The organism is Sphingosinicella sp. (assembly GCF_041916975.1).
In the GTDB taxonomy this organism is placed as follows: domain Bacteria; phylum Pseudomonadota; class Alphaproteobacteria; order Sphingomonadales; family Sphingomonadaceae; genus Sphingosinicella.
The window spans coordinates 2,003,028-2,028,830 of sequence record NZ_JAYRYK010000001.1 but is presented as its reverse complement, the minus strand read 5'-3'; the positions used below and the strand labels follow the sequence as shown (position 1 = coordinate 2,028,830).

Below are 25,803 nucleotides of genomic sequence, written 5' to 3'. Positions count from 1 at the left end.
CACTAAGCGGCCAGCGCGAACCCCTCTGCACCGAGTTTCTTGATTTCATCAGCCGCAGCGGCGAGCGATTCCGTGCGCGCTTCGGGCGAAATCGCCAGGCGTTCGGCGCGGACGAACGTGATGTCGGTGATGCCGATGAAGTTCAGCATGGTGCGGATGTGCGGCTCCTGCGCGTCGAGCGCCTTGCCCTCCCCTTCGCTGTAAAAGCCGCCGCGCGTCTCGACGACGATCACACGCTTGCCGGACAGATGACCGACGGGGCCTTCCGCCGTGTAGTGGAAGGTCACGCCGGCGCGCAGCACGCGGTCGAACCAGCTCTTGAGGTTCGAGGTGATGCCGAAATTGTACATCGGCGCGCCGATCACGACGACATCCGCGGCCTGAAGCTCGGCGATCAGTTCATCGGAAAGCGCGCGTTCCGCGACAGCTTCGGAGGTATCCGCACCGCTGAAACCGCCGAGCGTGGTGCCCGAAAGATGCGGCAGGGGGCTCCCGCCGACGTCGCGGATCGTGACGTTCGCGTTCGTTCCGACAGCGGTGAGGAAATCGTTGATCAGGCTGCGCGACGCCGATGCGTCGCCGAGTACGCTGCTTTGCACGACAAGAATATTCTGCATGGGTCTGGTCCTTGTTCTCGGTTGCAGAGCCATAGCTAATGTGCGACCGGTGTTGCCGATAGCGCAGCAACGTGAACACCGGAGTTGCATGAAATGGAACAGTCGAGCGACCTTTCCGATATCGCGGCGCTGGTTGCCGTTGTCGAAACCGGCAGCTTCAGCCGTGCTGCGGAGCGTCTCGGCATCTCGAAGTCGATCGTCAGCCGCCGTGTCGCACGGCTCGAAGCCGCGCTCGGCGCCCGCCTGCTGACACGCACCGCGCAGGGCGCGCGGCCAACGGATGTTGGCGTGGACTATTTCGGCCGCGTTCGGGAAGCGATTGCGGGCCTCGAAGCGGCGCGCGATGCAGTTGCTGCCGCGATGGCCGAGATCGCGGGGCCGATCCGCCTTTCCGCGCCGCTTTCGTTCGGCCTCGCCTACCTCGCGCCCGCGCTTGCGGAGTTCGCCGCCGCGCATCCCCGGGTCGAGTTTGACATCGCCTTCGACGACCGCCGCGCCGACATTATCGGCGAAGGGCTCGATCTGGCCGTCCGCATCGGCCAGCTTGTCGATTCGACGCTCATTGCGCGCAAGCTCGCGCCGATCCGTGCCGTCGCGATTGCAAGCCCGGCCTATCTCGCGCGCATGGGAACTCCGTCGCATCCGCGCGAAATCGCGGATCACGATCTGCTGCAATATACGAACGTCGCACCTTCGGAGACGTGGCGGTTCGAGATCGATGGGCGCAGCGAATATGTGAAGGGCCGTATGCGCCTACGCTCCAACAGTGGAGAGATGCTGCTCGCCGCCGCAGAGGCGGGCCTCGGCATCGCCATGCTGCCCACCTTCATCGCCTCTCCTGCGATCACCAAGGGAAGCGTGGAGATCGTGCTCGGGAACTGGGCGCCGGGCGAAACTGGCCTTTATGCCGTCATGCCGCCCGGGCGCAGCGCGACGGCGCGGGTGCGTGCACTCGTGGATTTTCTCGCCGCCCGCTTCGGCCCCGAGCCGACGTGGGATCCGTGCTGGACCGCAATGAAGGCCGCTGGCTAGCCGCGACCCTGCCCGCGCCAGCGATGGATGGTGCGACTGAGAATTCCGGCTTCGTCGCCTTCTTCGGTCCAGAGCTGACTGAACATCGGATCGTCCGACGCCGGTCGAAGCTGCGCAGCAAGATCGTCGAGCCGCACGCGGATCGGGATCGAAACACCCTCGCCGCAGATGATGCATTCGCGGTTGCGGAGCGCCGGGATCGAATCGAGGAAGCCGCGCGCGCCTTCGGGCATGGCATTGCGCACATACATCTGGTCGCGCTCGTTGTTGAGGCGCATGGAGATGATCGTGCCGCACTGCGAGAGCACGCCTTCGGCAAGGTCCGAGGGACGCTGCGTGATGAGGCCGAGCGAGACGCCGTATTTACGACCTTCCTTGGCGATGCGTTCGAGAACCTTGCGGACGGCGACCCCCTTCGTCTCGCGGTCGGAAGGCACGTAGCGGTGCGCTTCCTCGCAGACGAGCAGGATCGGCCGCTGCGGCTCGCGGCGGGCCCAGATCGCATAGTCGAACACCATGCGCGCGAGCACCGCGACGACCACGGTCACGATGTCGGACGGCACGCCCGACAGGTCGACGATCGAGATCGGCTTGCCCTCCGCCGGAAGCCGGAAGATCTTCGAAAGGAACGGCGCCATCGAATCCGAAACGAGCAGGCCGTTGAACATGAACGCGTAGCGCGGATCGCCCTTCAGCTCCTCGATCTTGGTTTTGAGCCGCATGTACGGCCCGAGGTCGCTTGCCTTGTCGAGCTTGCCCATCTGCGCGTTGATGGCGCCGAGCAGGTCCGAAAGCAGGTAGGGCACCGGCGAATCGACTGTCATCTTGCCGAGCGATTCGGCGATGCGGCTCTTGGAGCGCGCGGCGAGCAGGCACTTGGCCAGCACGTCCATGTCCTTCTCGCGCTCGGAACCGTCGGTGGTGATGAAGACCTCGCAGTGTTCCTCGAAGTTCATCAGCCAGTAGGGCAGGTTGAGGTTGTCGACGTTGAAGATCATGCCGTTCGAGCTGAACGCCGCGGCATATTCGCCGTGCGGATCGAGCATCATGATGTGGCCCTTGGGCGCCTTCTCGACGATGCGGTGCAGGATCAGCGCAGCGCTCGTCGATTTACCCGTACCGGTGGAGCCGAGCAGCGCGAAATGCTTGCCGAGCATCGCATCGATGAGCAGCGAGCCGCGCACGTCTTCGGTGGGATAGACGGTGCCGATTTCGATGTGCGGTCGGTCCTCGGCGGCGAACACCAGCACGAGGTCGGCGCGCGAGACGGTGAAAACGTCGTCGCCCGGCACGGGATAGCGCGTCACGCCGCGGCGGAACGCCTTCATCGATCCGGTCGCGGGGTCTTCGGGGCCTTCGCCGAGAAAGTCGATGTGCGAGAGAATGACCGAGCCCGCTTCGTCCATGCGCATGTCGCGGACGTTGCCGAGCAGCCAGAGGTCGCCGACGCGCATCTTCACCTGGCTGCCGACCTGCCCGGACATGGCAACGGTCGTGTCCTCGTGGCCGGTGATCGCCTTCAACTGCGTTGGATCGAAGCTGCAGATCGCGGAGCCGCCGGCAATCTCGCGCACGCGGCCGATCACGCAAGTGCTCGGCAGGCTTGCGACCTTTTTAGGCTGCATGAAGACGTTGTGACCATCGGCCGACGAGGGGTTCACCGGCATGAACGACTGATCCAAGACGTACTCCTTCACTGCGACAAGGCTTTGCCGCAGCGGTGTAACAGCGAAGGGATAAGGAAGCGTTTATCGTCGCGTAAAGAGCCCGGCAGCCCAGCCGAGTACCAGCGCCAGAACAACGGCGAGCATCCCGTACGAGAAGCTGTGCTCCTCGGCGGCGACCGAGACCTGCCGTTCGAAGCCGGATTTGTCGATGCTGATCTCGCGCATGGCGCTTGCCACCACCTTGCCCTCGTCGATCAGATGGATTTCGACCGTGTAATTGCCCACCGGCACCTGGCTCGGGATCTGGATGCGGGCGCGGTAAAGCACGTTTTCGGTAAGTTCGACCCCCTGCGCGTCGTCCGAATACAGGCCCTCGCGGCGGCGCAGGCTGAGGAAGCCCTGCTCGAACGTGCGGATATCGCTGGAATCGCTCGAAACCGGCGAAAGCTGCAGGTGCGAGAGGCCGAGTTCGTAGATCGCGGCCGTCTCGTCGTTGACCAGCTCTGAAATCGGGCGTGTCGTTGCGACGCTATAGAATGATGGCGCCGTCTCGAAACGCACCGCGCGCGTGTTGATCCAGATGCCCGCGACGCGCGCCTTGCGCCGCACCGTCACCGCTTCGGGCGGCCCACGCACGATCACCGCGATATCGGGGGGCTCGTCGGGCGTCTGCCCGCCCGGATACTGGATCGCGCCGAAGATCAGCAGTTCGGCGCCGGCGAAGCTGTAGACGATGTCGATCTTGCTATGGCTGATATCGGTGATCAGCCGCGGCGGTGCCGCTGCCGAGAGCAGCAGCATGAGCAGTGGCAGCAACAGCCGCTTCATTCGGTAAAGACCGAATAAAGCTCGCTCGGCGTCCAGGTGAGGCCGACCAGCAGGCGGATCGCGACCGCGATGACGAGGACGGCAAGCCCGAAGCGCAGCTTTTCAGGCGGCAGTCGCTGCGCCATGCGCGCGCCGATCTGCGCGCCGATAACGCCGCCGATCAGCAGCATCAGCGCAAGCACGATGTCGACCGTTTTCGATTGTACGGCGTGCATCAGCGTGACCGCAGCCGTGGTGAACACGATCTGGAACAGCGAGGTGCCGACGACGACCGAGACGGACATGCCGAGCAGGTAGATCATCGCCGGCACCATGACGAAGCCGCCGCCGATGCCCATGATGAAGGTGAGGATGCCGACCGCCACGCCAATGCCAAACGGGGCGAGCGGCGAGATATAGAGACCCGATTTGTAGAAACGCATCTTCCACGGCAGCGCCGCGATGAACGGGATGTGCGGGTGCAGCTTCACACGGCGGATTTCGCCGGCCCGCGCGCGCCGCAGCGTCTGCCAGGATTCCACCAGCATCAGCCCGCCCATCGTGGAGAGGAACACAACGTAGATCAGCGAGATGGTGATATCGATCTGGCCGATTTTCTGGAGCAGCTTGAACACGTAGGAGCCGATCCCGGAGCCCACCACGCCGCCAGCAACGAGGACGGCGCCCATCTTGGGATCGACGCCGTTGCGCCGCCAGTGCGCAAGCGCGCCGGAAACGCTCGACCCGGTGATCTGCGTGGCGGACGAGGCCACGGCGATGGCTGGCGGAATTCCGTAGAAGATCAGCATCGGCGTCGTCAGGAATCCGCCGCCGACGCCGAACATGCCGGACATGAAGCCGACAAGAACGCCGAACCCCACAATCACCAGCGAATTGACGCTGAGTTCGGCGATCGGGAGATAGATGTCCATGCCGTCCTGACTAACCCAGCGGGGAGTCGCCCGCCACCACCTTTGCCGCCAACATGCGCCTGTATCGAGACAAAATTTGGGCCGTGCGTATCGTTGCAAGGATCGGAACGCCTGCCGCTTCCGGGACGCCTAGCTTGCGGGCCTGTCCGAAAAGGAGGAGCAGATGATCATGGAAACGGAATTGGCCGATCAGCCGCAATTCTGGGATGCCGTCGTGCGGCGGGATCGCGCGTTCGATGGGCGGTTCGTCTATGCCGTGAAACGGTCGGGTGTCTATTGCCGCCCATCGTGCCCGGCGCGGACGCCGAAGCGCGAGAACGTGCGCTTTTATGCAAACGGTGCGGCTGCCGAGGCGGATGGCTATAGGGCGTGCCTGCGCTGCCGTCCCGGCGCGCTCGAGGGGCGCGATCCGGCGGCGGACCGGATGGCATCGCTCGCGCGCTATATCGAGGCGCACGCCGACACACCGCTGCCGCTCGCCCGCCTCGCGGAGATCGCGGGGCTCAGCAGCTTCCAGGTGCAGCGGGCGTTCACGGCGGTGATCGGCGTCAGCCCGAAAGCGTTCCAGACCGCGCTCAGGATGAAGCGGCTGAAGGCAAGCCTCAAGGACGGCGACGGTGTCGCCGGCGCGATCTTCGAGGCCGGCTTCGGATCGACGAGCCGCGCTTACGAGCGGATGGACGGCCATCTCGGCATGACCCCTGCGGCCTACCGCGCGGGCGGTGCGGGCGAGACGATCGCGTGGGCGTGCCGCTCCACCGGTCTTGGCCTGCTACTGATGGCGGCGACGGCGCGGGGCGTCTGCGCGGTCAATTTCGGTGACGATGAAAGCGCGCTCGTCGCGCGGCTGCGGGCCGAATTCCCGCGCGCCGATATCGTGCCCTCGGATGCCACGGCGTCGCCGCAGCTCGATGCCTGGATCGATGCGCTTCGGGCGCATCTCGCGGAGGGTGCGCCGCATCCCGATATCCCCGTCGATCTGCGCGGCACGGCGTTCCAGATGAAGGTCTGGCGCTTCCTGCTCAGCGTGCCGAGCGGCACCATCGTCTCCTATGCGGAAGTCGCCGCCGGGATCGGCGCGCCCAGCGCCGTCCGCGCCGCGGCGTCCGCCTGCGGTGCGAACCGGGTCGCCGTGCTGGTGCCCTGCCACCGCGTTCTGCGCGGCGACGGCGGCATCGGCGGCTATCGCTGGGGTGTGGAACGGAAACGCACGCTGCTGGAGGCCGAGCGCCGACGGGGACGGGCGGCGTGACACACGCCGAGAGTGTCGACGCGCTCGATTGGACGGCGCTTGAAGCCATGCTCGAAGAGCGCAGCTATGCGGTGACGCCGCCGCTGCTGGATGCAGAGGTATGTGCCGCGCTCGCAGCGCGCTATGGCGACGACGCGGCGTTTCGCAGCACGGTGGTGATGGGCCGGCACGGTTATGGGCAGGGCAGTTACCGCTACTTTGCCTACCCGCTGCCGCCCGTCGTCGCGGCGCTGCGAGAGGCGCTTTATCCGCACCTCGCGCGGATCGCGAATGGCTGGGCAGCCCGGCTCGGCACGCCTGCGGATTGGCCGCCGACGCACGCGGCGTTGCTCGAACGCTGCCGCGCCGCCGGGCAGGTGCGGCCGACGCCGCTTCTGCTCCGCTATGGGCCCGGCGACTACAACTGCCTGCATCAGGATTTGTACGGCCCGGTGCATTTCCCGCTGCAGGCGGTCGTCCAGCTCGATCGGCCGGGCGCGGATTTCGATGGCGGTGCGCTCGTGCTCGTGGAAAACCGCCCGCGCCGCCAGTCGCGCTGCGAGGCGGTGCTGGCGCCGCAGGGCGCGGTCACGATCCTGCCGGTGCGGGACCGGCCGCGGCAGGGTCCGCGCGGCGCGTATCGAACGCAGCTTCGCCACGGCGTTTCCAGCATCGAACGCGGCGCGCGGCGCACGCTCGGGATCATCTTTCACGACGCGCTCTGAAGCGAGGCGGGGCCCTATCAGATTTTGCGTATTACAACTCCGCAAAATCTGATAGCTTCCGAGTCGCGCTCAGGAGGGAGATGCACGACGTGCGAATGCGCGAACTTGAACGGCTGACAGGCGTGGGGCGGGAAACCATCCGCTTCTACATCCGCGAAGGCCTGCTCCCCGAACCCGACCGTGCGAGCGCGAACAGCGCCTTTTACAACGACATGCACGTCGCGCGGCTGAAGGCGATCAAGCGCCTGCAGGAGGAACGCTTCCTGCCGCTCGCGATCATCCGCACGCTGCTCGATGGGGAAGATGGCGACCGCTGGCTCCACGCCGACGCCTTTCCCGATCTCGATGCCATGCTGCGCGCTCGGCTCGATACCGGCGGCGAGGGCGTAACGCTTGAAGAGCTTGCCGCCCAGACCGGCTTCACGATCGAAGAGCTTGGCCGCGCGGTGGAGGAGGGTGTGCTCTGCCCCGATCGCGACGGCCGCTTCGGGCCGCGCGATCTTGCCGTTGCACGCTGCCTGAGGGAACTGAATGTCATCGGTTTCACCGAGGAACGCGGCTTTGTCGGCGGCGGCGCTATGTACGCGCAGTTCGTCGAATGGCTCGTGGGGCAGGAAATGCGCCTGTTCTTGGAGAACACGGCGGGCAAGATCGGCGACGAGGAAGCGCTGATCATGGCCGAGCGCGGCATCTCCACCATCAATGAAATGCTGAGCCTGATGCGGACGCGGGAAATCCTCCGTCAGCTGGAGGCGCGGCGCAGGATCGCCAACGACAACATATGATCCATTGGGAAGAGGATACAGCATGGCTTTTTCAGATCTGTACCGGCTGACCCCGAACGGCCCGACCTGGAACGTTGCGCAGGAATTCAAGACGGTTTTCGATTTCGAATATTCCGATGATCGCAGCGATCTCCTCAGCCTCTATGCCAAGGGCAAGAAGATGCAGTGGGATGCGGCCGATCGCATCGACTGGTCGCAGGATCTCGATTGGGAAAATCCGCAGGGTATGCCGGAGCAGACCATCGGCATCTTCGGGTCGCCGATGTGGGAGAAGATGTCGGCGAAGGACCGCGTAGAGCTGCGCCGCAACATGCAGGCGTGGTCGGTCTCGCAGTTCCTGCACGGCGAGCAGGGCGCGCTCATCTGCTCGGCGAAAATCGTGCAGCAGGTGCCCGACCTTGAAGCGAAGTTCTACGCCTCCACGCAGACGATCGACGAGGCGCGGCATGTGGAGGCGTACAAGCACCTGATCGAGAAGATCGGCATGAGCTATCCGATCACCGGCCCGCTCGCGACGCTGCTCGAACAGGTGCTTGAGGACAAGCGCTGGGACATGACCTACCTTGGGATGCAGGTGGTGATCGAAGGGCTGGCGCTCGCCGCGTTTGCGGGCATCCGCGACATGTCGACCTCACCGCTCGCCGGTGCCGTCAACGCCTATGTGATGCAGGATGAAGCGCGTCACGTCGCCTTCGGCCGCCTCACCTTGCGCGAATACTACCCGCACCTGACGGCGGCGGAGAGGAAGGAGCGCGAGGAGTTCCTCGTCGAGGCCTGTTATCACATGCGCGACCGGTTCCAGTCGCGCGAGGTCTACGAGACTCTTGGCCTTGACGTTGGCGAGTGCATCGCCTGGGCGGATGAGAGCGAGGGTGCGCGCAACTTCCGCAACCACCTTTTCAACCGCATCGTTCCCGTCGTTGCCGACATCGGCCTGTGGGGCGAGACCGTGCAGCGCGGTTATGCCCAGATGGGCGTCCTCGATTACGTGAATGTCGATGTTGATGCGCTGCAGGCGAACGACGAGAAGATCGCCGAGGATTTCGACGCGCGCCGCAGGAATATCGAGGAGGTTGCCGGGGTCGCCGCCGAATAGGTTCAGAACCGCGTCGCGACGGTGAGGGTCGGACCGCTGCCCGGCGCGGCATCGCCCGCGATGCGGAACCGGTATTCACCGCGCAGCTCGATCGTGCCCTTGCGGATCTGTTGGGAAAGCTGTGCGCCGGGACCGAGTTCGAGGCGCGAGGCCGTGCGGGTCTCGCCGTCCTGCACGCTGCCCCATACGCCGCCGCCGATGCCGATCCGCGTCCCCTTGCGCGTTGCGACCGGATAGAGCGCGAACGCTTGCGCGCCTGCAAATCCGTCCCGCCTGTTGGCGCCGACGATACCGGCTTCGGCATAGGCACTGAGATCGAGCGGGAGCTGCGCGTCCGCCGCGTGCCACGCGCCGCCGGAGACGCGGATGGCCCAAGCATCCCGTCCCTCGCGGCCAAGCGCGATCAGTCGTTCCACGCCGACAGCCGGCCCGCCCCGCCCAAGCGGCATCCACGCGGCACCGATCGCCGCCTGCGCGCTGCGGCCTTTGGGGCTGAGCCCGTCGTGCGCGATCGCTGCACGGCCAAAGAGTTCGACCGGGTGCCGCGCCAGCGGATCGGGCGCGTAGCTGAGCCGGATGCCGCTCTGCCCGCCACCGAGCAGCGGCCGGTCGCTGACGAGGCCGGAGGCGCCCTCGCGAACGAGACTGTAGGCGTCCATGCGCCAGCGCTTGCGCAGTGCGGAAAGCTCAGCGCGCCAGGCTGCGGCATTCGGGTGTCGGGGATCGGCAGCAAGCGCAGACGTAAATCCCTGTGCGGCCGCACGCCTGTCGCCCCCGGCGAGCGCGCGATAGGCGGCTTCCGCGCTTCCGAATGCCGTGTCCATGCTGTCGAGCCGGGATGCGGACACCGGCGGAGCGCCGCTCGCGGTGTCCGGTCGGTGTGCGTCGGGCGACGCAGCGGCGCCTGCGATCATCGTTTTCGCACCATGCTCAGGCGCGGAATGCATCGCGACGAGCCGTCCGGCGAGCGCGGGTGCGTCGGAAATAGCGAGCGGCACAAGCGCGTGTACGGCGGGAACGGGTTCGGCAGATCGCGCCTGTGTTGCGGCCGCCCCTCGCCGCGCCGAAAGCATCGCCGCATAGGTCACGCTGGCTTCATCGAAGCGCCAGACCGCCCACATGGCGAGCGTGACCGAAAGCATGGCGAAGGCGCGGACGGGGCGCATCAGTCGTGCGCCACCGTTTCCGGGAACCGGTGCGCGGTCTTTTCCCACACCGGCGCCGTTTTCCGAATCGCGCCGCGCACATAGAGCGCGGAGGCCCTGAGCGCTGCGAGGAAGTTCACGATGTTGCCGATGAAGGCGCGGGGCAGGGCGCGGACGGCTTCGATGATGCCGTGCTGGCGGCCTGTGAACATCATGCGCATGGCAAGCCGCCAGGCCAGCAGGATGGTCGTGAGGCGAAGCAGCCCGTGGAGCGCCGAGCCAGGCTCGACCACGGCGGGCAGCAGGCGCGCGTCCGGCACCGTGCTCTTGAGCACGATCGCGGCTGCGTAGGCGAGCGCCGCCACATAGGCGACGATCACGACGAGCGCGTTCAAAAGCGCCTTGCGGTCCCGCATCAGCATGTAGCGCGCGGCGAGGCCGCCCTGCCAGCCGATCCGGTCCCAGCCTTGGAGCGCGATGCCGAGCAGCCAGCGCGACTTCTGCCGCACGGCGGTTTCGAGCGTCGCCGGGAAGTGCTCGCGCGTCGTCACATGCGGCTCGCCGCGCGTACCCGGGATGCGCACGAACACGGCCTTGCCGCCGCGCGCGTGGATGCGGTGGCCGAGTTCGTAGTCCTCGGTCAGCGAATCGGGGTCGAACGGCGCGCCGCCGAGCGCTACCGCGATGCGCCCCATCATCTCCCGCTCGAACCCGCACGCGACCCCGGCGGCGGGCAGCGCCGCGCCGATCGCCTCGCGCACGACCATGTCCTTCGTGTGGCTCTCGGCGAACTCGTCGAGATAATGCCCCGCGATCCAGCGCGACTGCGGATCGGCAAACGGCACGACAGGCAACTGCACCATGGCCTTCGCGGGGATCAGATAGTCGATGACGTCGAGTTCGCGCGCGTGCGCGACGTCTTCGGCGTCGTGCAGCACGACCGCCTTGAAACGCACGCCCTGCGCTCGCTCGTGGGCTTCCATGCCGCGCCAGATCGCGTTCAGGCAGTCGGCCTTCGTGGTGGGGCCGGGGTGCGGCGCGACGACGATTTCGATGCGCGGATCGCCCGCCGATGCGACCGCAGCGCGTGTCGCGGGGTCGTTCGGATAGACCCCGACGAAGATGCGGTAGTGCGGATGCCGCATGGTGCGCGCGAAGGTGGCGAGCATTTGCCCGATCACGTCCGCTTCGTCCCACGCGGGCACGAACACGGCGATCGGCGCATCCGCCGCCGGGCCTTTCAGCGAGCTCGCATCGGCGCGCTCCCAGACCCGGTAGACCGTCATCCGCCGCCAGATCTGACGCGCGAAATAGAGGGCGTCGAAAAGAAGGTCGTCGAGACTCGACACGGCAACGCCCGCCGCCGCGAGAAGCAACAGCTCTCGCGTCAGCAGCCAGTATCCGGCGAGCCAGACGTACAAATCCAACAAGGCTGAACGATCCCCCCGTTCAGAAACGCGTCCGTAATGAAAGCTGTTCGCATCGATTCGGCAAGTCCTTAATTTTGAAGGATTTGTGGTGCTCGCCAAGCGCCCTTCCCCGGCGTATATCTCTCCCCATGCAGCAATATCTCGATCTTCTCGCCCGCGTCCGCCGTCACGGCACGGAGCGCGGCGACCGCACCGGCACCGGCACGCTCAGCGTTTTCGGGCACCAGATGCGCTTCGATCTCGCCGACGGCTTCCCGATGCTGACGACGAAGAAGCTGCACCTGAAATCGATCGTGCACGAATTGCTCTGGTTCCTCGCGGGCGACACCAACATCGGCTACCTGAAAGCGAACGGCGTCTCGATCTGGGATGACTGGGCGGACAGCGAAGGCGAGCTCGGCCCCGTCTATGGCAAGCAGTGGCGCCGCTGGGAAACGCCGGACGGGCGCGTGATCGATCAGATTTCGAACCTCGTCGAGATGATCCGCCGCAATCCCGAATCGCGCCGCCTCATCGTATCGGCATGGAACGTCGCGGAGGTGGACAGCATGGCGCTGCCGCCCTGCCACTGCCTGTTCCAGTTCTACGTCGCCGAGGGCCGGCTCTCCTGCCAGCTCTACCAGCGCAGCGCCGACGTGTTCCTCGGCGTGCCCTTCAACATCGCCTCCTACGCGCTCCTCACACAGATGATGGCGCAGGTGACGGGGCTGAAACCGGGCGAATTCATCCACAGCTTCGGTGACGCGCACCTGTACCTCAATCACCTCGATCAGGCCGATCTGCAGCTGACGCGCCGCCCGATGGCGCTCCCCGAAATGCGCATCAACCCGGACGTGAAGGACATCTTCGGCTTCCGCTACGAAGACTTCGAACTCGTCGGCTATGAAGCGCACCCGCACATCAAGGCGCCGGTGGCGGTGTGACCCCCACGTACAGGCCGGACATTGTTCTCGTCGTTGCGCGTGCCGACAACCGAGTGATCGGGAAGGACGGCGCGATGCCGTGGCATCTTTCCGAAGACCTGAAGCGCTTCAAGCGGATCACGGTGGGAAAGCCCGTCATCATGGGCCGCAAGACCTTCGAATCGATCGGAAAGCCGCTCCCCGGTCGCCACAATATCGTGCTGACGCGCCAGCCGGGCTGGCAGGCCGACGGCGTGACTGTGGTGCCGAACCTCGCCGAAGCGATTGCGGCAGCGGGGCTTGATCCGCGCACGCGCGCCGATGCGATCATGGTGGTGGGCGGCGCGGAAATCTATGCGCAGGCGCTGCCCTTCGCGACGCGCATCGAGCTCACTGAAATCCACGCCGCGCCCGAAGGCGATACCTATTTTCCAGAGCTTGATCCCGCGCGCTGGCGTGAGACCTTCCGCGAAGTTCATCCGGCGGGGGAGACGCACCCCGCCTTTGATTTCGTGACGCTGGAGGCGGCTTGATGGCGAAGGCGAAGGTGCGCAGGCGGCGCTGGCCGTGGATCGTGGCGGCGCTGGTCGTGCTCGCCGCCGTGCTGTTCTTCGGCCTCGCGCCGGGCATCGCGGAGCGGTCGATGAACCGCATCGCGGGGTCGGGCGAATGGACCGTGAGCCCCGCCGCGCAGGCACTCCACGACCGGCTCGTGATCGCTGACCTTCATTCCGACACGCTGCTCTGGAAACGCGATCCCGAAGCGCGTGCCGAGCGTGGCCACGTCGATCTGCCGCGGCTTCAGGACGGCAACGTCAAGCTGCAGGTGTTCTCCTCCGTCACCAAGACGCCGAAGGGCCAGAATTACGAGGCGAACGGCGCCGATACCGACAACATCACCATGCTCGCCATCGCGCAGCTCCAGCCGCCGCGCACGTGGGATTCGTTGCTCCAGCGTTCGCTCTGGCACGCCGAGCGGATGCAGCGCGCGAAGGGCTACCGGCTCGTGCAGACCGTCCGCGATCTCGATGCGCTGCTTGCAGACAGGACCGCGACCGGCGCGCTGCTTTCGATCGAAGGGCTGCAGAACCTCGAAGGCAAGCTCGGCAACGTCGATGTGCTCTTCGATGCGGGCTACCGCATGGCGGGCCTCACGCACTTCTTCGACAATGAAGTCGCAGGCTCGATGCACGGACTTGAAAAGGGTGGGCTCACCCCGCTCGGCCGCGACGTCATCCGCCGCATGGAGGCGAAGGGCATGGTCGTCGATCTCGCCCACGCCAGCCACAAGACCGTGGCAGAGGCGCTGAAGCTGGTGACGAAGCCGGTCGTCTACAGCCACGGCGGCGTCAAGGCGACGTGCAACACCAACCGCAATCTTACCGACGAGGAAATCAGGGGTATCGCCGCAACCGGCGGCGTCGTCGGCATCGGTTTCTGGGATGCCGCTGTGTGCGAGCCGACCCCGCAGGCGACGGCGCGTGCGATGCGGCACGTGCGCGACCTCGTCGGCATCGATCATGTCGCGCTCGGATCGGACTGGGACGGCGCGACGACCGTGGGCGTCGATGCCGCGCACCTGCCGGCGGTCACCCAGGCGCTGATCGATCAAGGCTTCACCGAAGGCGAAATCCGGAAGGCAATGGGCGGCAACGTGCTCCGCGTACTCCGCGCCACCTTGCCGCGCTAGGCCGGGCGGGATAGCAGAGCGGCCATGAAACGCATCACGGGGGATGCGCCGCTTGCCGAAGCCCTGCGCGGCGGCGTCGCGGCGATCGGCAATTTCGATGGTTTTCACATCGGCCATCAGGCGGTGGTCGGGCGGGCGTTGGATCGCGCGCGCGCCGAAGGCCTGCCCGCGCTCGCGCTCACCTTCGATCCGCACCCGGCGCGACTGTTCCGCCCGCAATCGCCGCCCTTCGCGCTGACGACGACCGACCAGAAGCTCGATCTTCTCGAATCCTTCGGCATGGATGCCGCCGTGGTGCTGCGTTTCGATGCGGCGTTCGCGGCGCTCCCGGCCGATGAATTCGTATCCGGCGTTCTCGTCGGGCGCCTCGGCCTCACCGGCTCCGTCACCGGCGAGGATTTCACCTTCGGACGCGGCGCCAGCGGCGACACGGCGAAGCTGCTTGAACTGGGCGCCGCCCACGGCCTCATCCCCGAGACCGTCGCGCCTGTGCGCGACGATGGCGCGGCGATCATCTCCTCCACGCGCGCGCGCGCCGCGCTGCAGGCTGGGCATTGCCGAGAGGCCGCCGCGCTGATGGGCCGCCCTTTCGCCATTCGCGGGGTCGTGGAGCATGGCGACAAGCGCGGTCGCACGATCGACGTGCCGACGGCGAACGTCGCGATCGGCGGCGACTATGTCCGTCCCGCCTACGGCATCTATGCCGTGCGCTGCCGGCTGGAGGACGGGCGCGTCGTGGAAGGCGTCGCGAATCTCGGCATCCGCCCGATGTTCACGCCGCCGAAGGAACTGCTCGAAGTCCACCTGTTCGATTATGCGGGCGATCTCTATGGGCAGACCATCGAGACCGAGCTGATCGCGCATCTGCGCCCGGAAATGAAACTCGCCAGCCTGGACGTGCTGAAGGCCCAGATCGCCAAGGATATCGTGGACGCGCGCGCTGCGCTGCTCTAGGGCGTATGCCCGATATGAGCGACGATACCCGTAAAGACTACCGCGACACCGTCTTCCTGCCGAAGACCGATTTCCCGATGAAGGCCGGACTTGCCGAGGCGGAGCCGAAATGGCTCGCCCGCTGGCAGGGCCTCGACTTCTACAAGCGCCTCCGCGCCGAGCGGAAGGGCCGCGAAAAGTTCGTCCTCCACGATGGCCCGCCCTACGCGAACGGCGACATGCACATCGGCCACGCGCTGAACCACGTGCTGAAAGACATGGTCGTCCGCACGCAGACGCTGCTCGGCAAGGATGCGCCCTATGTTCCGGGCTGGGATTGCCACGGGCTTCCGATCGAATGGAAGGTCGAGGAGGAATACCGCAAGAAGGGCAAGAACAAGGACGAGGTCGACCCCAAGGCCTTCCGCGCCGAATGTCGCGCCTACGCGCAGAACTGGGTGAACCGCCAGCGCGAGCAGCTGAAGCGCCTCGGCATCAACGGCGATTGGGACAATCCCTACCTCACGATGGATTTCCAGGCGGAATCGATCATCGTCGCCGAGCTGCTCAAGGTGGCGGAAAGCGGCCAACTTTACCGCGGCGCGAAGCCGGTGATGTGGTCGCCGGTTGAAAAGACCGCGCTCGCCGAAGCCGAGGTCGAATACGAGGACATCGTCTCCACACAGGTGGACGTGGCGTTCGAGATCACCGAGGCGCCGAACGCGCCGGAGCTGGTCGGCGCGTACGCGGTGATCTGGACGACGACGCCTTGGACAATCCCGGTGAATCGGGCTTTGGCGTATGGGCCGGATGTTGAGTACGCAGTGTTCCAGATCGGCGACCCGATTGAGCACAACGATACGAGTCTACGTGGGAAATACGTAGTCGCCGCTTTCGATCTTCGTGACGGCCTTTCGAGCCGTATGAAATATAACCTGAAACCGCTTCACGTGGGCATTAAGGGCTCAACGCTGGAAGGCGCCGTCGCCCGTCACCCGTGGCACCATCTCGGCGGTTTCTTTGCTGAGCCGCGCCCGCTCCTCCCCGGTGATTTCGTCACCACCGATACTGGTACGGGTATCGTCCACATGGCCCCGGACCACGGCGAGGACGACTTCTGGCTGTGCAAGGCGAACGGGATCGAGCCGAAGTTCGTGGTGGGGCCGGACGGCACCTATCAGGCGGATTGGCCGGTCGTCGGCGGCAATCACGTCTACAAGGTGAACGCGCCGGACGGTCCCGTGTGCACGGCGCTGAAAGAGGTCGGCGCGCTGCTCGCGGCGTCGGCGGATTACCCACACTCCTACCCCCACTCGTGGCGTTCCAAGGCCAAGGTGATCTTCCGCTGCACGCCGCAGTGGTTCGTGCCGATGGACAAGCCGATCGATCCGCAGATCCCGCTCTGCAAGACCGAAGCCGACATCCGCAGCGCGCAGGGTGAGGGCCGCACGCTCCGCGAAACCGCGATGGCGGAGATCGAGCGCGTGCGCTGGGTGCCGGAGCGCGGCGCAAACCGCATCGGCGCGATGGTCGCCGGGCGGCCGGACTGGGTGCTCTCGCGCCAGCGCGCGTGGGGCGTGCCGATTACGCTGTTCGTGCACCGGCAGACTGGCGAATATCTCGTCGACGCGGAGGTCAGCGCCCGCATCGTCGCTGCGGTCCGCGCCGAGGGTGTCGATGCGTGGACGGGCACCGATCCGCAGGTCTTCCTCGGGGATCGCTACAAGGCGGACGATTACGAGCGCATCGGCGACATTCTCGACGTGTGGTTCGATTCGGGCTGCACGCACGCCTTCGTGCTCGAATCGGGCCGCTGGCCCGATCTGCGCTGGCCCGCCGACCTCTATCTCGAAGGGTCGGACCAGCATCGCGGCTGGTTCCAGTCCTCGCTGCTGCAATCCTGCGTCACGCGCGGCCGCGCGCCTTACGATGCGGTCGTCACGCACGGTTTCACGCTCGATGCGTCGGGCCGCAAGATGTCGAAGAGCCTCGGCAACACCATCGATCCCAACAAAGTGATTGGCGAAAGCGGCGGCGACGTGCTGCGCCTGTGGGCGGTGAACGTCGACTGGCGCGAGGATCACCGCATCGGCCCGGAAATCATGCGCGGCATGACCGATGCCTACCGCAAGGTCCGCAACACCTTCCGCTATCTCCTCGGCGCGCTCGACGGCTTCGACGAGGCCGAGCGCATCGCGGCGGCCGACATGCCGGAGCTGGAACGCTGGGTGCTGCACCGCCTCGCCGAACTCGGCGACGAGCTGCGCCAGTGCGTGAACGACTACGACTTCACGCGCTACGTGACCGCTTTGCAGGCGTTCTGCGTCCACGACCTCAGCGCCTTCTACTTCGATGTGCGCAAGGACAGCCTCTATTGTGACGCCGTGACGTCACCGAAACGACGCGCCTGCCGCACGGTGATGGATACGCTCTTCCACGCGCTCACCCGCTGGTTCGCGCCGGTGCTCGTGTTCACCGCCGAGGAAACCTGGCAGGCCCGCTTCCCGAGCGAAGACGGCTCGGTGCACCTGCTCGATTGGCCGGAGATCGATGCGGCGTGGCTGAATGCGGCGCTTGGGCAGAAGTGGGCGACGATCCGCGCGGCGCGCGAAAGCGTCACCGAAGCGATCGAGCCGTTCCGCCGTGAAAAGACGATCCGCTCTTCGAACGAGGCTGTCGTGCGCCTCCCCGAAGTCGCGGGCATCTCGGCCGCCGACTTCGCCGAGGTCTCGATCGTCAGCGCGGTCGAATACGGCGGCGACGTCACCGTGGTCACGCGCACCGAAGCCGAGAAGTGCGCCCGCTGCTGGCGTCACACCGGCGATGTCGATCCCGCGACCGAGCTCTGCGTGCGCTGCGGGGAGGTTCTCGCGTGACGGCGGCGAAGGGCTATCTCGTCGCGGCGGCGATTTTCGTCGTCGATCAGCTCGTGAAGCTGTGGATCATTGCCGGCATCGGCCTGCAGGCGAAGGGCAGCATCAACCTGCTGCCGGTGCTCAGCCTCACATGGGTTGAAAATCGCGGCGTCTCGATGGGGCTGCTCCAGGCGGACGGCGCGAAGGAGCGTTGGATTCTCACCGGCGTCACCGCGCTCATCGCCGCGGGTGTCGCGTGGTGGATGCGCAAGGAAGCGAACCGCATCGACATTCTCGCGCTCGCGCTCGTGCTCGGCGGGGCGCTCGGCAACATCGTCGATCGCGTGCGTTTCGGCTACGTCGTCGATTTCGTGCACGTCCACGTGGGGACGTGGAGCTTTTATGTCTTCAATGTCGCCGACGCGGCGATTACGATAGGTGTCGCAATCCTGTTGCTGCGCGCGTTCTTCGAACGCAAGTCTGCGGCAGCAGAATGAAGTGGAGTTGAAAAGCATGTCTTCCCTGACGCGCGCCGCTCTTGTGGCGATCACGGCGCTTGGCCTTTCCGCCTGCGGCAGCAGCGGCATCTTCGGGCGTGATGCGCCGGACGAGTTCGCCATCGGCCGCGCTGCGCCGCTCGTCGTGCCGCCGGACTACAACCTCGCGCCGCCGCGCCCCGGTGCGCCGCGCCCGATGGAAACCGACGCGCAGACGCAGGCGATGGAAGCGCTGTTCGGCCCCGGCGTGCGCCCGGCCCCGAAATCGGCCGGCGAACAGAAGCTGCTCGATGACGCAGGCGCCGCGCGCCCCGATCCGTCGGCGCGCTCCACGGCGGGCGATCCTGCCACGGAGGTCGTCAACAAGGGCGCGCTCCTGAAAACGATCATCGACGCGCAGCCGGGCAACACCGACCCCGCGACGGCGAGCGCTTCTATCTAGGTCAGCCGATCTTCTTCGCCATCCCGCGGCTGAAGCTGCCGAGCACGCCGCGGCCGATGCGCCCGCCCATTGGGCCGGCGATCGCTTTGCCGATCTCGTAGCCGATCTGGCTGCCCGCGGTTCCGACAGCGGTCGAGGTCGCGGAGGCGCTCCGGCGCGATGGCTTTTTGCCCGCGAGACTATCCCCGAAGTCGCGCGCCTTCTTCGCCACGAACGCGCCGATCACCGCACCGGCGATCTTGCCGAGGATGCTGTTCGACCAGCTGCCGCCGCGTCCGCCCGATGATTTCGCTTCGGCCTTTGTCTCGGCGTCGGCCTCCGACTCTTCCAATGCTTGTTCGGCCCGCCCCTTCAGAATCTCGAACGCCGATTCGCGATCGATCGTCTCTTCGTAGCGCCCTGCGACCGGCGAACTCGCGATCATGACCTTGCGCTCCTGCTCGGTAAGCGGGCCGAGCCGCGAGCAGGGCGGGCGGATGAAGGCGCGTTCCACCGGCGCGGGCGCACCGTCGCGATCGAGCAGTGAGACGAGCGCTTCGCCCACCTTCAGCTCGGTGATCGCGGTCACCACATCGAGCCCCGGATTGACCCGGAACGTCTCGGCGGCGGCCTTGATCGCCTTCTGGTCGCGCGGCGTGAAAGCGCGGAGCGCGTGCTGGATGCGGTTGCCGAGCTGCCCGCCGACGCCTTCGGGCACGTCGATCGGGTTCTGCGTGATGAAATAGACGCCCACCCCCTTCGAACGAATCAGCCGCACCACCTGCTCGATCTTCTCGAGCAGCGCCTTCGGGGCCTCGTCGAACAGCAGATGCGCCTCGTCGAAGAAGAACACCATCTTCGGCTGGTCGGGGTCGCCCACCTCGGGCAGCGCCTCGAAGAGTTCGGAGAGCAGCCACAGCAGGAACGTGGAATAAAGCCGCGGGCTCTGCATGAGCTTGTCGGCGGCGAGGATGTTCACCTGCCCCCGGCCGTCGTCGCCGACCTTCATGAAGTCCTTCACGTCGAGCGCGGGCTCGGCAAAGAAGCGCGCACCGCCCTCGTTCTCCAGCACCAGCAACTGCCGCTGAATCGCGCCGACGCTCGGCTTGGTGACGTTGCCGTAGCGCGTGCCGATCGTCGCGGCATTGTCCGCCACGTATGTCAGCATCGATTGCAGGTCCTTGAGGTCCAGCAGCATCAACTGCTCCTCGTCGGCGATGCGGAACGCGATGGTGAGCACGCCTTCCTGCGTCTCGTTGAGCCCCATCAGGCGGGAAAGCAGCAGCGGCCCCATCTCGGAGACGGTGGTGCGCACCGGGTGACCCTGTTCGCCGAACAAATCCCAGAACACCACTGGGAACGGCTCGTAGGCATAATCGGTGACGCCCATGCTCGCGGCGCGTTCCTGAAGCGCAGCGTGCGCCTTGTGCGTCGCGGAACCAGGCATCGCGAGCCCGGCGAGATCACCCTTCACGTCGGCCATGAACACGGGCACGCCGACCTTCGAGAAGCCCTCGGCGAGGATCTGCAGGCTCACCGTCTTGCCGGTGCCCGTTGCGCCCGCGATCAGTCCGTGCCGGTTGGCGCGTTTCAGATCGAGTTCGAGCCTTTTGTCGCCCGCCGCCCCGACGAAGATCGTTCCCATCGCCAACTCCCTGTCCGCCTGCGCCCAAGTAAAGCATGTCGCGTGAAAACGGGAAGTCGGAAAAGAAAAACCCCGGCTGCGAGTGTCTCGAAGCCGGGGTTTCGTGTCTTGCAGAAGCGCTTTGGGCTCAGCCTTCGTCCTTGCCCATCATCGAGATGCCGATGAACTGCGGCGGGCGCGATCCGCGCTTCACGAACAGCACCACCGTGTCGCGTCCCGCCTTGCGCGCGGCATCCACGGCGGCGGCAGCGGCAGCGGGCGTCTTCGTCGGCTGCTGGTTGATCGAGAGGATCACATCTCCGCGCTGCAAGCCGCGCTTGGCCGCATCGCTGTTGCGGTTCAGGCTGGCGATCACGACACCTTCGACATCGCTATCGACGCCGAGCTGGCGGCGCACTTCCGGCGTCAGTTCGGCGAGCGTGATGCCGAGGCTGCGGCGCGCGGACGCGGTGGCTTCGTTCGCCGCCTTGTCGTCACCCGGTGCCGCGTTCTCACTGCCTGCGGCGGCGATCTCGGCGGGCCGCTCCACAAGCGTCGCCTGCACGGTCTGACGCTTGCCTTTGCGGTACAGCTCGATCGGTACGCGGTTGCCGATGCCGCTGTTCGCGACGATCGACGACAGCGTGTTGTCGACGGTGACTTCCTGGTTGTTAACGCGCGTGATGACGTCGCCCGCAAGAATGCCGGCCTTCTTCGCCGGGCCGTCGTTCTCGACGCTGGCGACGATCTCGCCGCGATCCTTCTGGAGCCCGAGCGCGGAGGCGATTTCCGGCGTCACCGGCTGGATGCTGACGCCGAGGTAGCCGCGGCGCACGCGGCCGATCGAGCGGAGCTGGTCGATCACGGGCGAGGCCTGCTCGGCCGGGATCGCGAAGCCGATGCCGACATTGCCGCCCGTGGGCGAGAAGATCGCCGTGTTCACGCCGATCACGTTGCCGGCGAGGTCGAACATCGGTCCGCCGGAGTTGCCCTGGTTGATCGATGCGTCGGTCTGGATGTAGCGGTCGTATTGCCCCGCCTGGATGTTGCGGTGCAGCGCCGAGACGATACCCGCCGTCACCGTGCCGCCAAGGCCGAAGGGGTTGCCGATCGCGATCACCCAGTCGCCGACGCGCACGCGCTCGGACTGGCCGAAGCGCACGTAGGGCAGGTCCTTGCCTTCGATCTTGAGCAGCGCGAGGTCCGAAAGCGGATCGCGGCCGATGATACGCGCCGAATATTCGGTGCGGTCCGAAAGCGTCACGGTGATCTTGTCGACAGGCTCGGTGCCGCCACGTCCGGTAACGACGTGGTTGTTGGTGACGACATAGCCGTCAGGCGAAATGATGAAGCCGGAGCCGAGCGACTGCGCCTCGCGCGTCTCGGGTTCCTGCCCGTCCTGCTGCTGTTCTTGGAAGCGGCGGAACAGTTCGTCGAGCGGCGTGCCGGGCGCCAGGCGCGGGATGCCGCGTAGGCGGCCGACTTCGATCTCCTGCGTGGTCGAAACGTTGACCACCGCGGGTTGAAGCCGCGCGGTCAGGTCGGCGAAGCTGCCGGGCGCGCCGCCGGGGGCGGACACCTGCGGCTGCGCGCTCAGCGATTCCTGCGCCGTTTGCTGGGCATGGCCCGGTTCCTGAAGGGCAAGTGTCGCGGCGCTGGCAAACAGAACCGCCGCGCCGGTCATGGCTAATGCGATACGCACGTATCTCGTCTCCTCAACTTGACGCCATGTAAGCACCGCCCGGCGTCAATACAATCTGCCCCTTATGTCTTCATCCCTGCAACCGCACCGCCGCGACGATCGCGACACCCGCGAGCACCGCGCCGAGCCCGGCGATACGCACCGTGCTTTCTCCCTGCGCAAACAGCATCGCGGCCGCCCTTCGCATCGCATCGGGGAACAGCGCATAGGCCGCGCCCTCCAGAACGAGCGCGAGGCCGATCGCCGCAAGGAGATCGCTTCCCATACGGATCAGCGGCCGCGGACCCCTTGGAACTCGCGCAGGAATTCATTGTCGGGCGACAGCACCACGCTGGCATTACCGTTGTTGAACGTCGTCCGATACGCCTGCATCGCGCGGTAGAAGGCGTAGAAGTCCTTATCCTTGCCAAAGGACTGCGCATATACGCGCGACGCTTCGGCGTCGGCTTCGGCGCGAATGATCTGCGCCTGCTTGCGCCCCTGCGCGCGGATCGATTCGGCTTCCTGCTGGCGCGCGGTCTGCATCCGCAGGAATGCGGACTGCAGCGGATCGCCCGGCGGCAGGTCGGCACGCTTGATGCGCACATCGACGATCTCGGCGCCATAGCGGCTCGCCTCGCGGTTCACGGCTTCCTGGATCGTATCCATCAGCTGGCCGCGCTCGGGGCTGAGCAGCGTTGCAAAGGTCTGCCGGCCCAGCTCGTTGCGCAGGCGCGAGCCGAGAATGCGCGAAAGTTCGTCGGCCACGCGGTCTTCCGATCGCACGGTCTGGTACATGCGCAGCGGATCGACGATGCGGAAGCGTGCGAAGGCATCCACGACAAGGCGAAGCTGATCGGTGGAAAGCACCACCTGCTGCGGCATGTCGAGATCGCGGATGCGCTTGTCGACCCACACGACGTTTTCGATGAACGGCGCCTTGAGCGTCAGCCCGGCGCCCGTGGCGCCGAAGGGATCGTTCGGGTTGTACCGGTTGACGATCCTGTCGGGCTTGCCGAGTCGCACGATGATCGCCTGCTGCGATTCGGAAACGGTGAACAGCGACGTCGTGATCAGGATCAGCGCAAGGAAGGCAAGGCCGACGAGCGCGATGGGATTGCGGAGCAGGGTCATTGCGCGTCTCCCGCCGGGGCGGCGCGTTTGCGGACCTCGGGCAGCGGCAGATAAGGCACGATGCCGTCAGCCTCGATGATCGTCTTGTCCACCTTGCCGAGCACCTCTTCCATCGTTTCCAGATACATGCGCTTGCGCGTCACTTCCGGCGCCAGCCGATATTGTTCGTACACCGCATCGAAGGCGGCGGCCTGTCCCTGCGCCAGCGCGAGGAGCTGCTGCGAATAGCGGCGCGCCTCGTTCAGATACTGCTCGGCATTCTGCTGCGCGGCAGACACGTCCTTGAACGCCGTATCGACGGCGGCGGGCGGGTCGGCCTGCTTGATGTCGACGCCCACGATGTCGATGCCCGCCTTGTAACTGTCGAGCATCTCCTGTGTGCGGACCCGCACCTGCTCGGCGATCTGCGCGCGCTGCGGACCGATGGCGGCGTTGAGCGGAACACGTGCCACTTCCGCGCGCATCGCCGATTCGGCGACCTCGCGGATCGTGGTTTCGGGCTCGGCGAGCTGGAACAGGAACTGCACCGGGTCCTTGATCTTCCAGCGCACCGCATAGGCGATGTCGATGATGTTCTGGTCGCCGGTCAGCATCAGGTTTTCGGTCGCGGCGTCCGTCGTGCCAATGTCGATCGTGGCGACGGTTTCGACCGCGGGTTTGGTCACGGTTTCGAACGGTGCGGGCAGCTTGAAGTGCATGCCCGGTCCCGTCGTGCGCGAATAGGCGCCGAAGCGCTGCACGACGCCGCGCTCCTCGGGCACCACGCGATAGAAGGATGTGAACGCAATCCAGACGAGCACGATGCCGAGGATCACGTAGCCCCATGGCATCGAACCGCCTTTGGGGCCGCCGGGCAGGCCGGAACGCAGCCGTTCCTGGCTGCGGCGGATGAACTCGTCGAAATCGGGTCCGCCGCCGCCGCGATTGCCGCCGCCGGCGCCGGAGCCGCCGCCCGAGCCGCCACCCCAGGGGTTGCGCGGCCCATTGCCGTTGCCGCTGCCCCAGGGCCCGGAATTGTTACTGTTGTTCTCCCAAGGCATTCGCTACCCGTCGATTGCTTCCGATGAGCAGCCTATATACGGACGCCTCCGCGCATTTGCGAGACATGCTGACCAGCAAGGAGTGAAAATGGCGGGCGAAGACCTGTTGCGCGCGGCGCTTGAGCGGCTGGCGGACCCGGTATCCGGCAAGGATATCGTCAGCGCGGGGCGCGTTTCGGGCATCGTGCTCCGAAGCGCTCAGGCCGGGCTGGTGCTCGCCGTGGACGGGCTTTCGCCGCACGACGCGAAGACGCTGGAAGCGCGCGTCGACGCCGCGCTTCGGTCCGTGCCGGGTGTCGAGGGCGCGCGGATCATCACCACCGCCGAACGCGGCGATGCGCCGCAGGGGCCGCACCCGACCGCACCGGCGCCGCTTCCCGAAATCCGCCACATCATCGCCGTCGGCTCGGGCAAGGGCGGTGTCGGCAAGTCGACCGTCGCGGCGAACCTCGCCGTCGCGCTGGCGTCGCAGGGGCTCAGGGTCGGGCTGCTCGATGCCGATATCTATGGCCCGTCGGTGCCGATGCTGATGGGGCGGCAGGAGCGGCTGACGCTCCGCGACAAGCTCATCCAGCCCGCCGAGGTGCACGGTTTGAAGGCCGTCTCGATGGGCGCGATGACCGATCCCGACCGCGCCGTCGTCTGGCGCGGACCGATGGCGTCGAGCGCGCTGATGCAGATGCTGACGCAGACGCAGTGGGGCCCGCTCGACGTGCTCGTCGTCGATCTGCCGCCGGGCACGGGCGATATCCAGCTCACGATGGCGCAGAAGGTGCCGCTCGCCGGTGCGGTGATCGTCTCGACGCCGCAGGATCTTGCGCTCATCGATGCGAAGAAAGCGGTCGCGATGTTCGGCAAGGTCGGCGTGCCGATCCTCGGCATGATCGAGAACATGTCGACCTTCCACTGCCCGGCGTGCGGCCACGAAAGCCACATCTTCGGCCACGGCGGCGCGGAGGCGGCGGCAGCGGCGATGGGCCTCGCTTTCCTCGGCGGCATCCCGCTTGAAATCGGTATCCGCGAGGCGAGCGACGCCGGCACCCCCGTTGCACTTCGCGATGACCCGGCAGGGAACGCCTTCCGCCGCATCGCCGTTCGGGTGCTGGATACATTGAAGGAGACCGAACGTGCCGCTGACCGCCGCTGACGATATTCGCGACCTGCTGACGACCACCCGCACCATCGCGATGGTCGGCGCGTCCGATCGCCCGGACCGCCCGAGCCACGGCGTGATGGCCTATCTGCAGGGGCGCGGCTACCGCGTGATCCCCGTGAACCCGACGCTCGCGGGCTCCACGCTTCACGGCGAAACCGTCTACGCTTCGCTGCCCGACGTTCCCGGGTCCGTCGACATGGTCGATATCTTCCGCCGCTCCGATGCGGTCGGACCGGTCGTCGACGAAGCCATCGCGATCGGCGCCAAAGCCGTGTGGATGCAGCTCGGCGTCATCAACGATGAAGCCGCCGCGAAGGCCGAAGCCGCCGGCCTCAAGGTGGTGATGGACGATTGCCCCGCCCGCGCGATTCCCCGCCTCGGCGTGCCGAAGGTCGCCTGACGT

25 protein-coding genes are annotated in these 25,803 nt (G+C 66.4%); 14 read left to right on the top strand and 11 right to left on the bottom strand.

Features of this window, described 5'->3' with window-relative positions; translation table 11 throughout:
• Positions 1-2: 2 nt before the first annotated feature.
• Positions 3-617, bottom strand: coding sequence for an FMN-dependent NADH-azoreductase (locus tag ACE3TJ_RS09575; RefSeq protein ID WP_374595876.1), 615 nt, complete (start codon positions 615-617; stop codon positions 3-5).
• A 93-nt stretch (positions 618-710) separates the two neighbouring features.
• Here ACE3TJ_RS09575 and ACE3TJ_RS09570 point away from each other — a divergent pair, with 93 nt between their 5' ends.
• A complete protein-coding gene (locus ACE3TJ_RS09570; RefSeq protein WP_374595875.1) occupies positions 711-1,649 on the top strand; it encodes a LysR family transcriptional regulator in 939 nt (312 codons plus the stop codon).
• Here ACE3TJ_RS09570 and ACE3TJ_RS09565 read toward each other — a convergent pair.
• The 3 genes from ACE3TJ_RS09565 to ACE3TJ_RS09555 all read right to left on the bottom strand — a co-directional run bounded on the left by ACE3TJ_RS09565 (position 1,646) and on the right by ACE3TJ_RS09555 (position 5,055).
• Positions 1,646-3,274, bottom strand: coding sequence for an ATP-binding protein (locus ACE3TJ_RS09565; RefSeq protein ID WP_374599376.1), 1,629 nt, complete (start codon positions 3,272-3,274; stop codon positions 1,646-1,648). The two genes, ACE3TJ_RS09570 and ACE3TJ_RS09565, sit on opposite strands and share 4 nt — an antisense overlap.
• 123 nt (positions 3,275-3,397) lie before the next feature.
• Positions 3,398-4,132: a TIGR02186 family protein gene (locus tag ACE3TJ_RS09560; protein WP_374595874.1), complete on the bottom strand. Its 735-nt coding sequence runs from the start codon at positions 4,130-4,132 to the stop codon at positions 3,398-3,400.
• 8 nt (positions 4,133-4,140) lie between these two features.
• A complete protein-coding gene (locus ACE3TJ_RS09555; protein ID WP_374595873.1) occupies positions 4,141-5,055 on the bottom strand; it encodes a sulfite exporter TauE/SafE family protein in 915 nt (304 codons plus the stop codon).
• Between the two features lie 163 nt (positions 5,056-5,218).
• On the opposite strand from ACE3TJ_RS09555, the gene ada reads away from it, so the two are divergent.
• The 4 genes from ada (at position 5,219) to ACE3TJ_RS09535 (ending at position 8,892) form a co-directional block, all read left to right on the top strand.
• Positions 5,219-6,307, top strand: a complete 1,089-nt coding sequence (gene ada, locus ACE3TJ_RS09550) for a bifunctional DNA-binding transcriptional regulator/O6-methylguanine-DNA methyltransferase Ada (protein WP_374595872.1) — start codon at positions 5,219-5,221, stop codon at positions 6,305-6,307.
• Positions 6,304-7,011: a 2OG-Fe(II) oxygenase gene (locus ACE3TJ_RS09545; RefSeq protein ID WP_374595871.1), complete on the top strand. Its 708-nt coding sequence runs from the start codon at positions 6,304-6,306 to the stop codon at positions 7,009-7,011. The genes ada and ACE3TJ_RS09545 overlap by 4 nt, the downstream gene beginning before the upstream one ends.
• A gap of 80 nt (positions 7,012-7,091) precedes the next feature.
• Positions 7,092-7,796: a MerR family transcriptional regulator gene (locus tag ACE3TJ_RS09540; RefSeq protein ID WP_374595870.1), complete on the top strand. Its 705-nt coding sequence runs from the start codon at positions 7,092-7,094 to the stop codon at positions 7,794-7,796.
• A 22-nt stretch (positions 7,797-7,818) separates the two neighbouring features.
• Positions 7,819-8,892, top strand: a complete 1,074-nt coding sequence (locus ACE3TJ_RS09535) for a diiron oxygenase (protein ID WP_374595869.1) — start codon at positions 7,819-7,821, stop codon at positions 8,890-8,892.
• A 2-nt stretch (positions 8,893-8,894) separates the two neighbouring features.
• Here the strand turns inward: ACE3TJ_RS09535 and ACE3TJ_RS09530 are convergent, their stop codons facing one another.
• Positions 8,895-10,058 carry a hypothetical protein gene (locus ACE3TJ_RS09530; RefSeq protein WP_374595868.1) on the bottom strand — a complete coding sequence of 388 codons (1,164 nt, stop codon included), beginning with the start codon at positions 10,056-10,058 and terminating at the stop codon, positions 8,895-8,897.
• Positions 10,058-11,467: a glycosyl transferase family protein gene (locus ACE3TJ_RS09525; protein ID WP_374595867.1), complete on the bottom strand. Its 1,410-nt coding sequence runs from the start codon at positions 11,465-11,467 to the stop codon at positions 10,058-10,060. The genes ACE3TJ_RS09530 and ACE3TJ_RS09525 overlap by 1 nt, the downstream gene beginning before the upstream one ends.
• A 128-nt stretch (positions 11,468-11,595) precedes the next feature.
• Here ACE3TJ_RS09525 and ACE3TJ_RS09520 point away from each other — a divergent pair, with 128 nt between their 5' ends.
• The 7 genes from ACE3TJ_RS09520 to ACE3TJ_RS09490 are packed head-to-tail and all read left to right on the top strand — an operon-like array spanning position 11,596 to position 18,786.
• Positions 11,596-12,390 (top strand): thymidylate synthase, encoded by a 795-nt coding sequence (locus ACE3TJ_RS09520; RefSeq protein ID WP_374595866.1) that lies wholly within the window; start codon positions 11,596-11,598, stop codon positions 12,388-12,390.
• Positions 12,387-12,902 carry a dihydrofolate reductase gene (locus tag ACE3TJ_RS09515; RefSeq protein WP_374595865.1) on the top strand — a complete coding sequence of 172 codons (516 nt, stop codon included), beginning with the start codon at positions 12,387-12,389 and terminating at the stop codon, positions 12,900-12,902. Before ACE3TJ_RS09520 ends, ACE3TJ_RS09515 begins: the two co-directional genes overlap by 4 nt.
• The gene (locus ACE3TJ_RS09510) at positions 12,902-14,059 is read left to right on the top strand and encodes a dipeptidase (RefSeq protein ID WP_374595864.1); all 1,158 of its coding nucleotides are present in this window, start codon (positions 12,902-12,904) and stop codon (positions 14,057-14,059) included. The genes ACE3TJ_RS09515 and ACE3TJ_RS09510 overlap by 1 nt, the downstream gene beginning before the upstream one ends.
• A gap of 24 nt (positions 14,060-14,083) precedes the next feature.
• A complete protein-coding gene (locus ACE3TJ_RS09505) occupies positions 14,084-15,013 on the top strand; it encodes a bifunctional riboflavin kinase/FAD synthetase (protein WP_374595863.1) in 930 nt (309 codons plus the stop codon).
• A 5-nt stretch (positions 15,014-15,018) separates the two neighbouring features.
• A complete protein-coding gene (gene ileS / locus ACE3TJ_RS09500; RefSeq protein WP_374595862.1) occupies positions 15,019-17,868 on the top strand; it encodes an isoleucine--tRNA ligase in 2,850 nt (949 codons plus the stop codon).
• Positions 17,865-18,344: a signal peptidase II gene (gene lspA, locus ACE3TJ_RS09495; protein WP_374595861.1), complete on the top strand. Its 480-nt coding sequence runs from the start codon at positions 17,865-17,867 to the stop codon at positions 18,342-18,344. The genes ileS and lspA overlap by 4 nt, the downstream gene beginning before the upstream one ends.
• A gap of 16 nt (positions 18,345-18,360) precedes the next feature.
• Entirely contained in the window at positions 18,361-18,786 is a 426-nt protein-coding gene (locus tag ACE3TJ_RS09490) for a DUF3035 domain-containing protein (protein ID WP_374595860.1), read from the top strand.
• Between the two features lies 1 nt (position 18,787).
• Here the strand turns inward: ACE3TJ_RS09490 and ACE3TJ_RS09485 are convergent, their stop codons facing one another.
• From ACE3TJ_RS09485 to hflK, 5 genes are all read right to left on the bottom strand, one after another.
• Positions 18,788-20,410 (bottom strand): helicase HerA-like domain-containing protein, encoded by a 1,623-nt coding sequence (locus ACE3TJ_RS09485; protein ID WP_374595859.1) that lies wholly within the window; start codon positions 20,408-20,410, stop codon positions 18,788-18,790.
• Between the two features lie 127 nt (positions 20,411-20,537).
• On the bottom strand, positions 20,538-22,091 hold the full coding sequence (locus ACE3TJ_RS09480) for a Do family serine endopeptidase (RefSeq protein WP_374595858.1): 1,554 nt from the start codon (positions 22,089-22,091) through the stop codon (positions 20,538-20,540).
• 70 nt (positions 22,092-22,161) lie between these two features.
• The gene (locus ACE3TJ_RS09475) at positions 22,162-22,356 is read right to left on the bottom strand and encodes a DUF2065 domain-containing protein (protein ID WP_374595857.1); all 195 of its coding nucleotides are present in this window, start codon (positions 22,354-22,356) and stop codon (positions 22,162-22,164) included.
• Positions 22,357-22,361: 5 nt separating this feature from the next.
• On the bottom strand, positions 22,362-23,204 hold the full coding sequence (gene hflC, locus ACE3TJ_RS09470; RefSeq protein ID WP_374595856.1) for a protease modulator HflC: 843 nt from the start codon (positions 23,202-23,204) through the stop codon (positions 22,362-22,364).
• Positions 23,201-24,244, bottom strand: a complete 1,044-nt coding sequence (gene hflK / locus ACE3TJ_RS09465; RefSeq protein WP_374595855.1) for an FtsH protease activity modulator HflK — start codon at positions 24,242-24,244, stop codon at positions 23,201-23,203. Before hflK ends, hflC begins: the two co-directional genes overlap by 4 nt.
• 88 nt (positions 24,245-24,332) lie before the next feature.
• On the opposite strand from hflK, the gene ACE3TJ_RS09460 reads away from it, so the two are divergent.
• Positions 24,333-25,391, top strand: a complete 1,059-nt coding sequence (locus tag ACE3TJ_RS09460) for a P-loop NTPase (protein WP_374595854.1) — start codon at positions 24,333-24,335, stop codon at positions 25,389-25,391.
• Entirely contained in the window at positions 25,372-25,800 is a 429-nt protein-coding gene (locus ACE3TJ_RS09455) for a CoA-binding protein (RefSeq protein WP_374595853.1), read from the top strand. Before ACE3TJ_RS09460 ends, ACE3TJ_RS09455 begins: the two co-directional genes overlap by 20 nt.
• Positions 25,801-25,803: the final 3 nt, after the last annotated feature.

Bases quoted from the DNA above. Each gene is read 5' to 3' on its own strand.
- ACE3TJ_RS09530 (WP_374595868.1), bottom strand. From the start codon at position 10,058: ATGCGCCCCGTCCGCGCCTTCGCCATGCTTTCGGTCACGCTCGCCATG.
- ACE3TJ_RS09460 (WP_374595854.1), top strand. From the start codon at position 24,333: ATGGCGGGCGAAGACCTGTTGCGCGCGGCGCTTGAGCGGCTGGCGGAC.
- ACE3TJ_RS09555 (WP_374595873.1), bottom strand. From the start codon at position 5,055: ATGGACATCTATCTCCCGATCGCCGAACTCAGCGTCAATTCGCTGGTG.
- ACE3TJ_RS09565 (WP_374599376.1), bottom strand. From the start codon at position 3,274: ATGCAGCCTAAAAAGGTCGCAAGCCTGCCGAGCACTTGCGTGATCGGC.
- ada (WP_374595872.1), top strand. From the start codon at position 5,219: ATGATCATGGAAACGGAATTGGCCGATCAGCCGCAATTCTGGGATGCC.
- ACE3TJ_RS09540 (WP_374595870.1), top strand. From the start codon at position 7,092: ATGCACGACGTGCGAATGCGCGAACTTGAACGGCTGACAGGCGTGGGG.
- ACE3TJ_RS09570 (WP_374595875.1), top strand. From the start codon at position 711: ATGGAACAGTCGAGCGACCTTTCCGATATCGCGGCGCTGGTTGCCGTT.
- ACE3TJ_RS09575 (WP_374595876.1), bottom strand. From the start codon at position 617: ATGCAGAATATTCTTGTCGTGCAAAGCAGCGTACTCGGCGACGCATCG.
- ACE3TJ_RS09505 (WP_374595863.1), top strand. From the start codon at position 14,084: ATGAAACGCATCACGGGGGATGCGCCGCTTGCCGAAGCCCTGCGCGGC.
- ACE3TJ_RS09535 (WP_374595869.1), top strand. From the start codon at position 7,819: ATGGCTTTTTCAGATCTGTACCGGCTGACCCCGAACGGCCCGACCTGG.
- ACE3TJ_RS09520 (WP_374595866.1), top strand. From the start codon at position 11,596: ATGCAGCAATATCTCGATCTTCTCGCCCGCGTCCGCCGTCACGGCACG.
- ACE3TJ_RS09475 (WP_374595857.1), bottom strand. From the start codon at position 22,356: ATGGGAAGCGATCTCCTTGCGGCGATCGGCCTCGCGCTCGTTCTGGAG.
- ACE3TJ_RS09490 (WP_374595860.1), top strand. From the start codon at position 18,361: ATGTCTTCCCTGACGCGCGCCGCTCTTGTGGCGATCACGGCGCTTGGC.
- ACE3TJ_RS09510 (WP_374595864.1), top strand. From the start codon at position 12,902: ATGGCGAAGGCGAAGGTGCGCAGGCGGCGCTGGCCGTGGATCGTGGCG.
- ACE3TJ_RS09485 (WP_374595859.1), bottom strand. From the start codon at position 20,410: ATGGGAACGATCTTCGTCGGGGCGGCGGGCGACAAAAGGCTCGAACTC.
- hflC (WP_374595856.1), bottom strand. From the start codon at position 23,204: ATGACCCTGCTCCGCAATCCCATCGCGCTCGTCGGCCTTGCCTTCCTT.
- hflK (WP_374595855.1), bottom strand. From the start codon at position 24,244: ATGCCTTGGGAGAACAACAGTAACAATTCCGGGCCCTGGGGCAGCGGC.
- ileS (WP_374595862.1), top strand. From the start codon at position 15,019: ATGCCCGATATGAGCGACGATACCCGTAAAGACTACCGCGACACCGTC.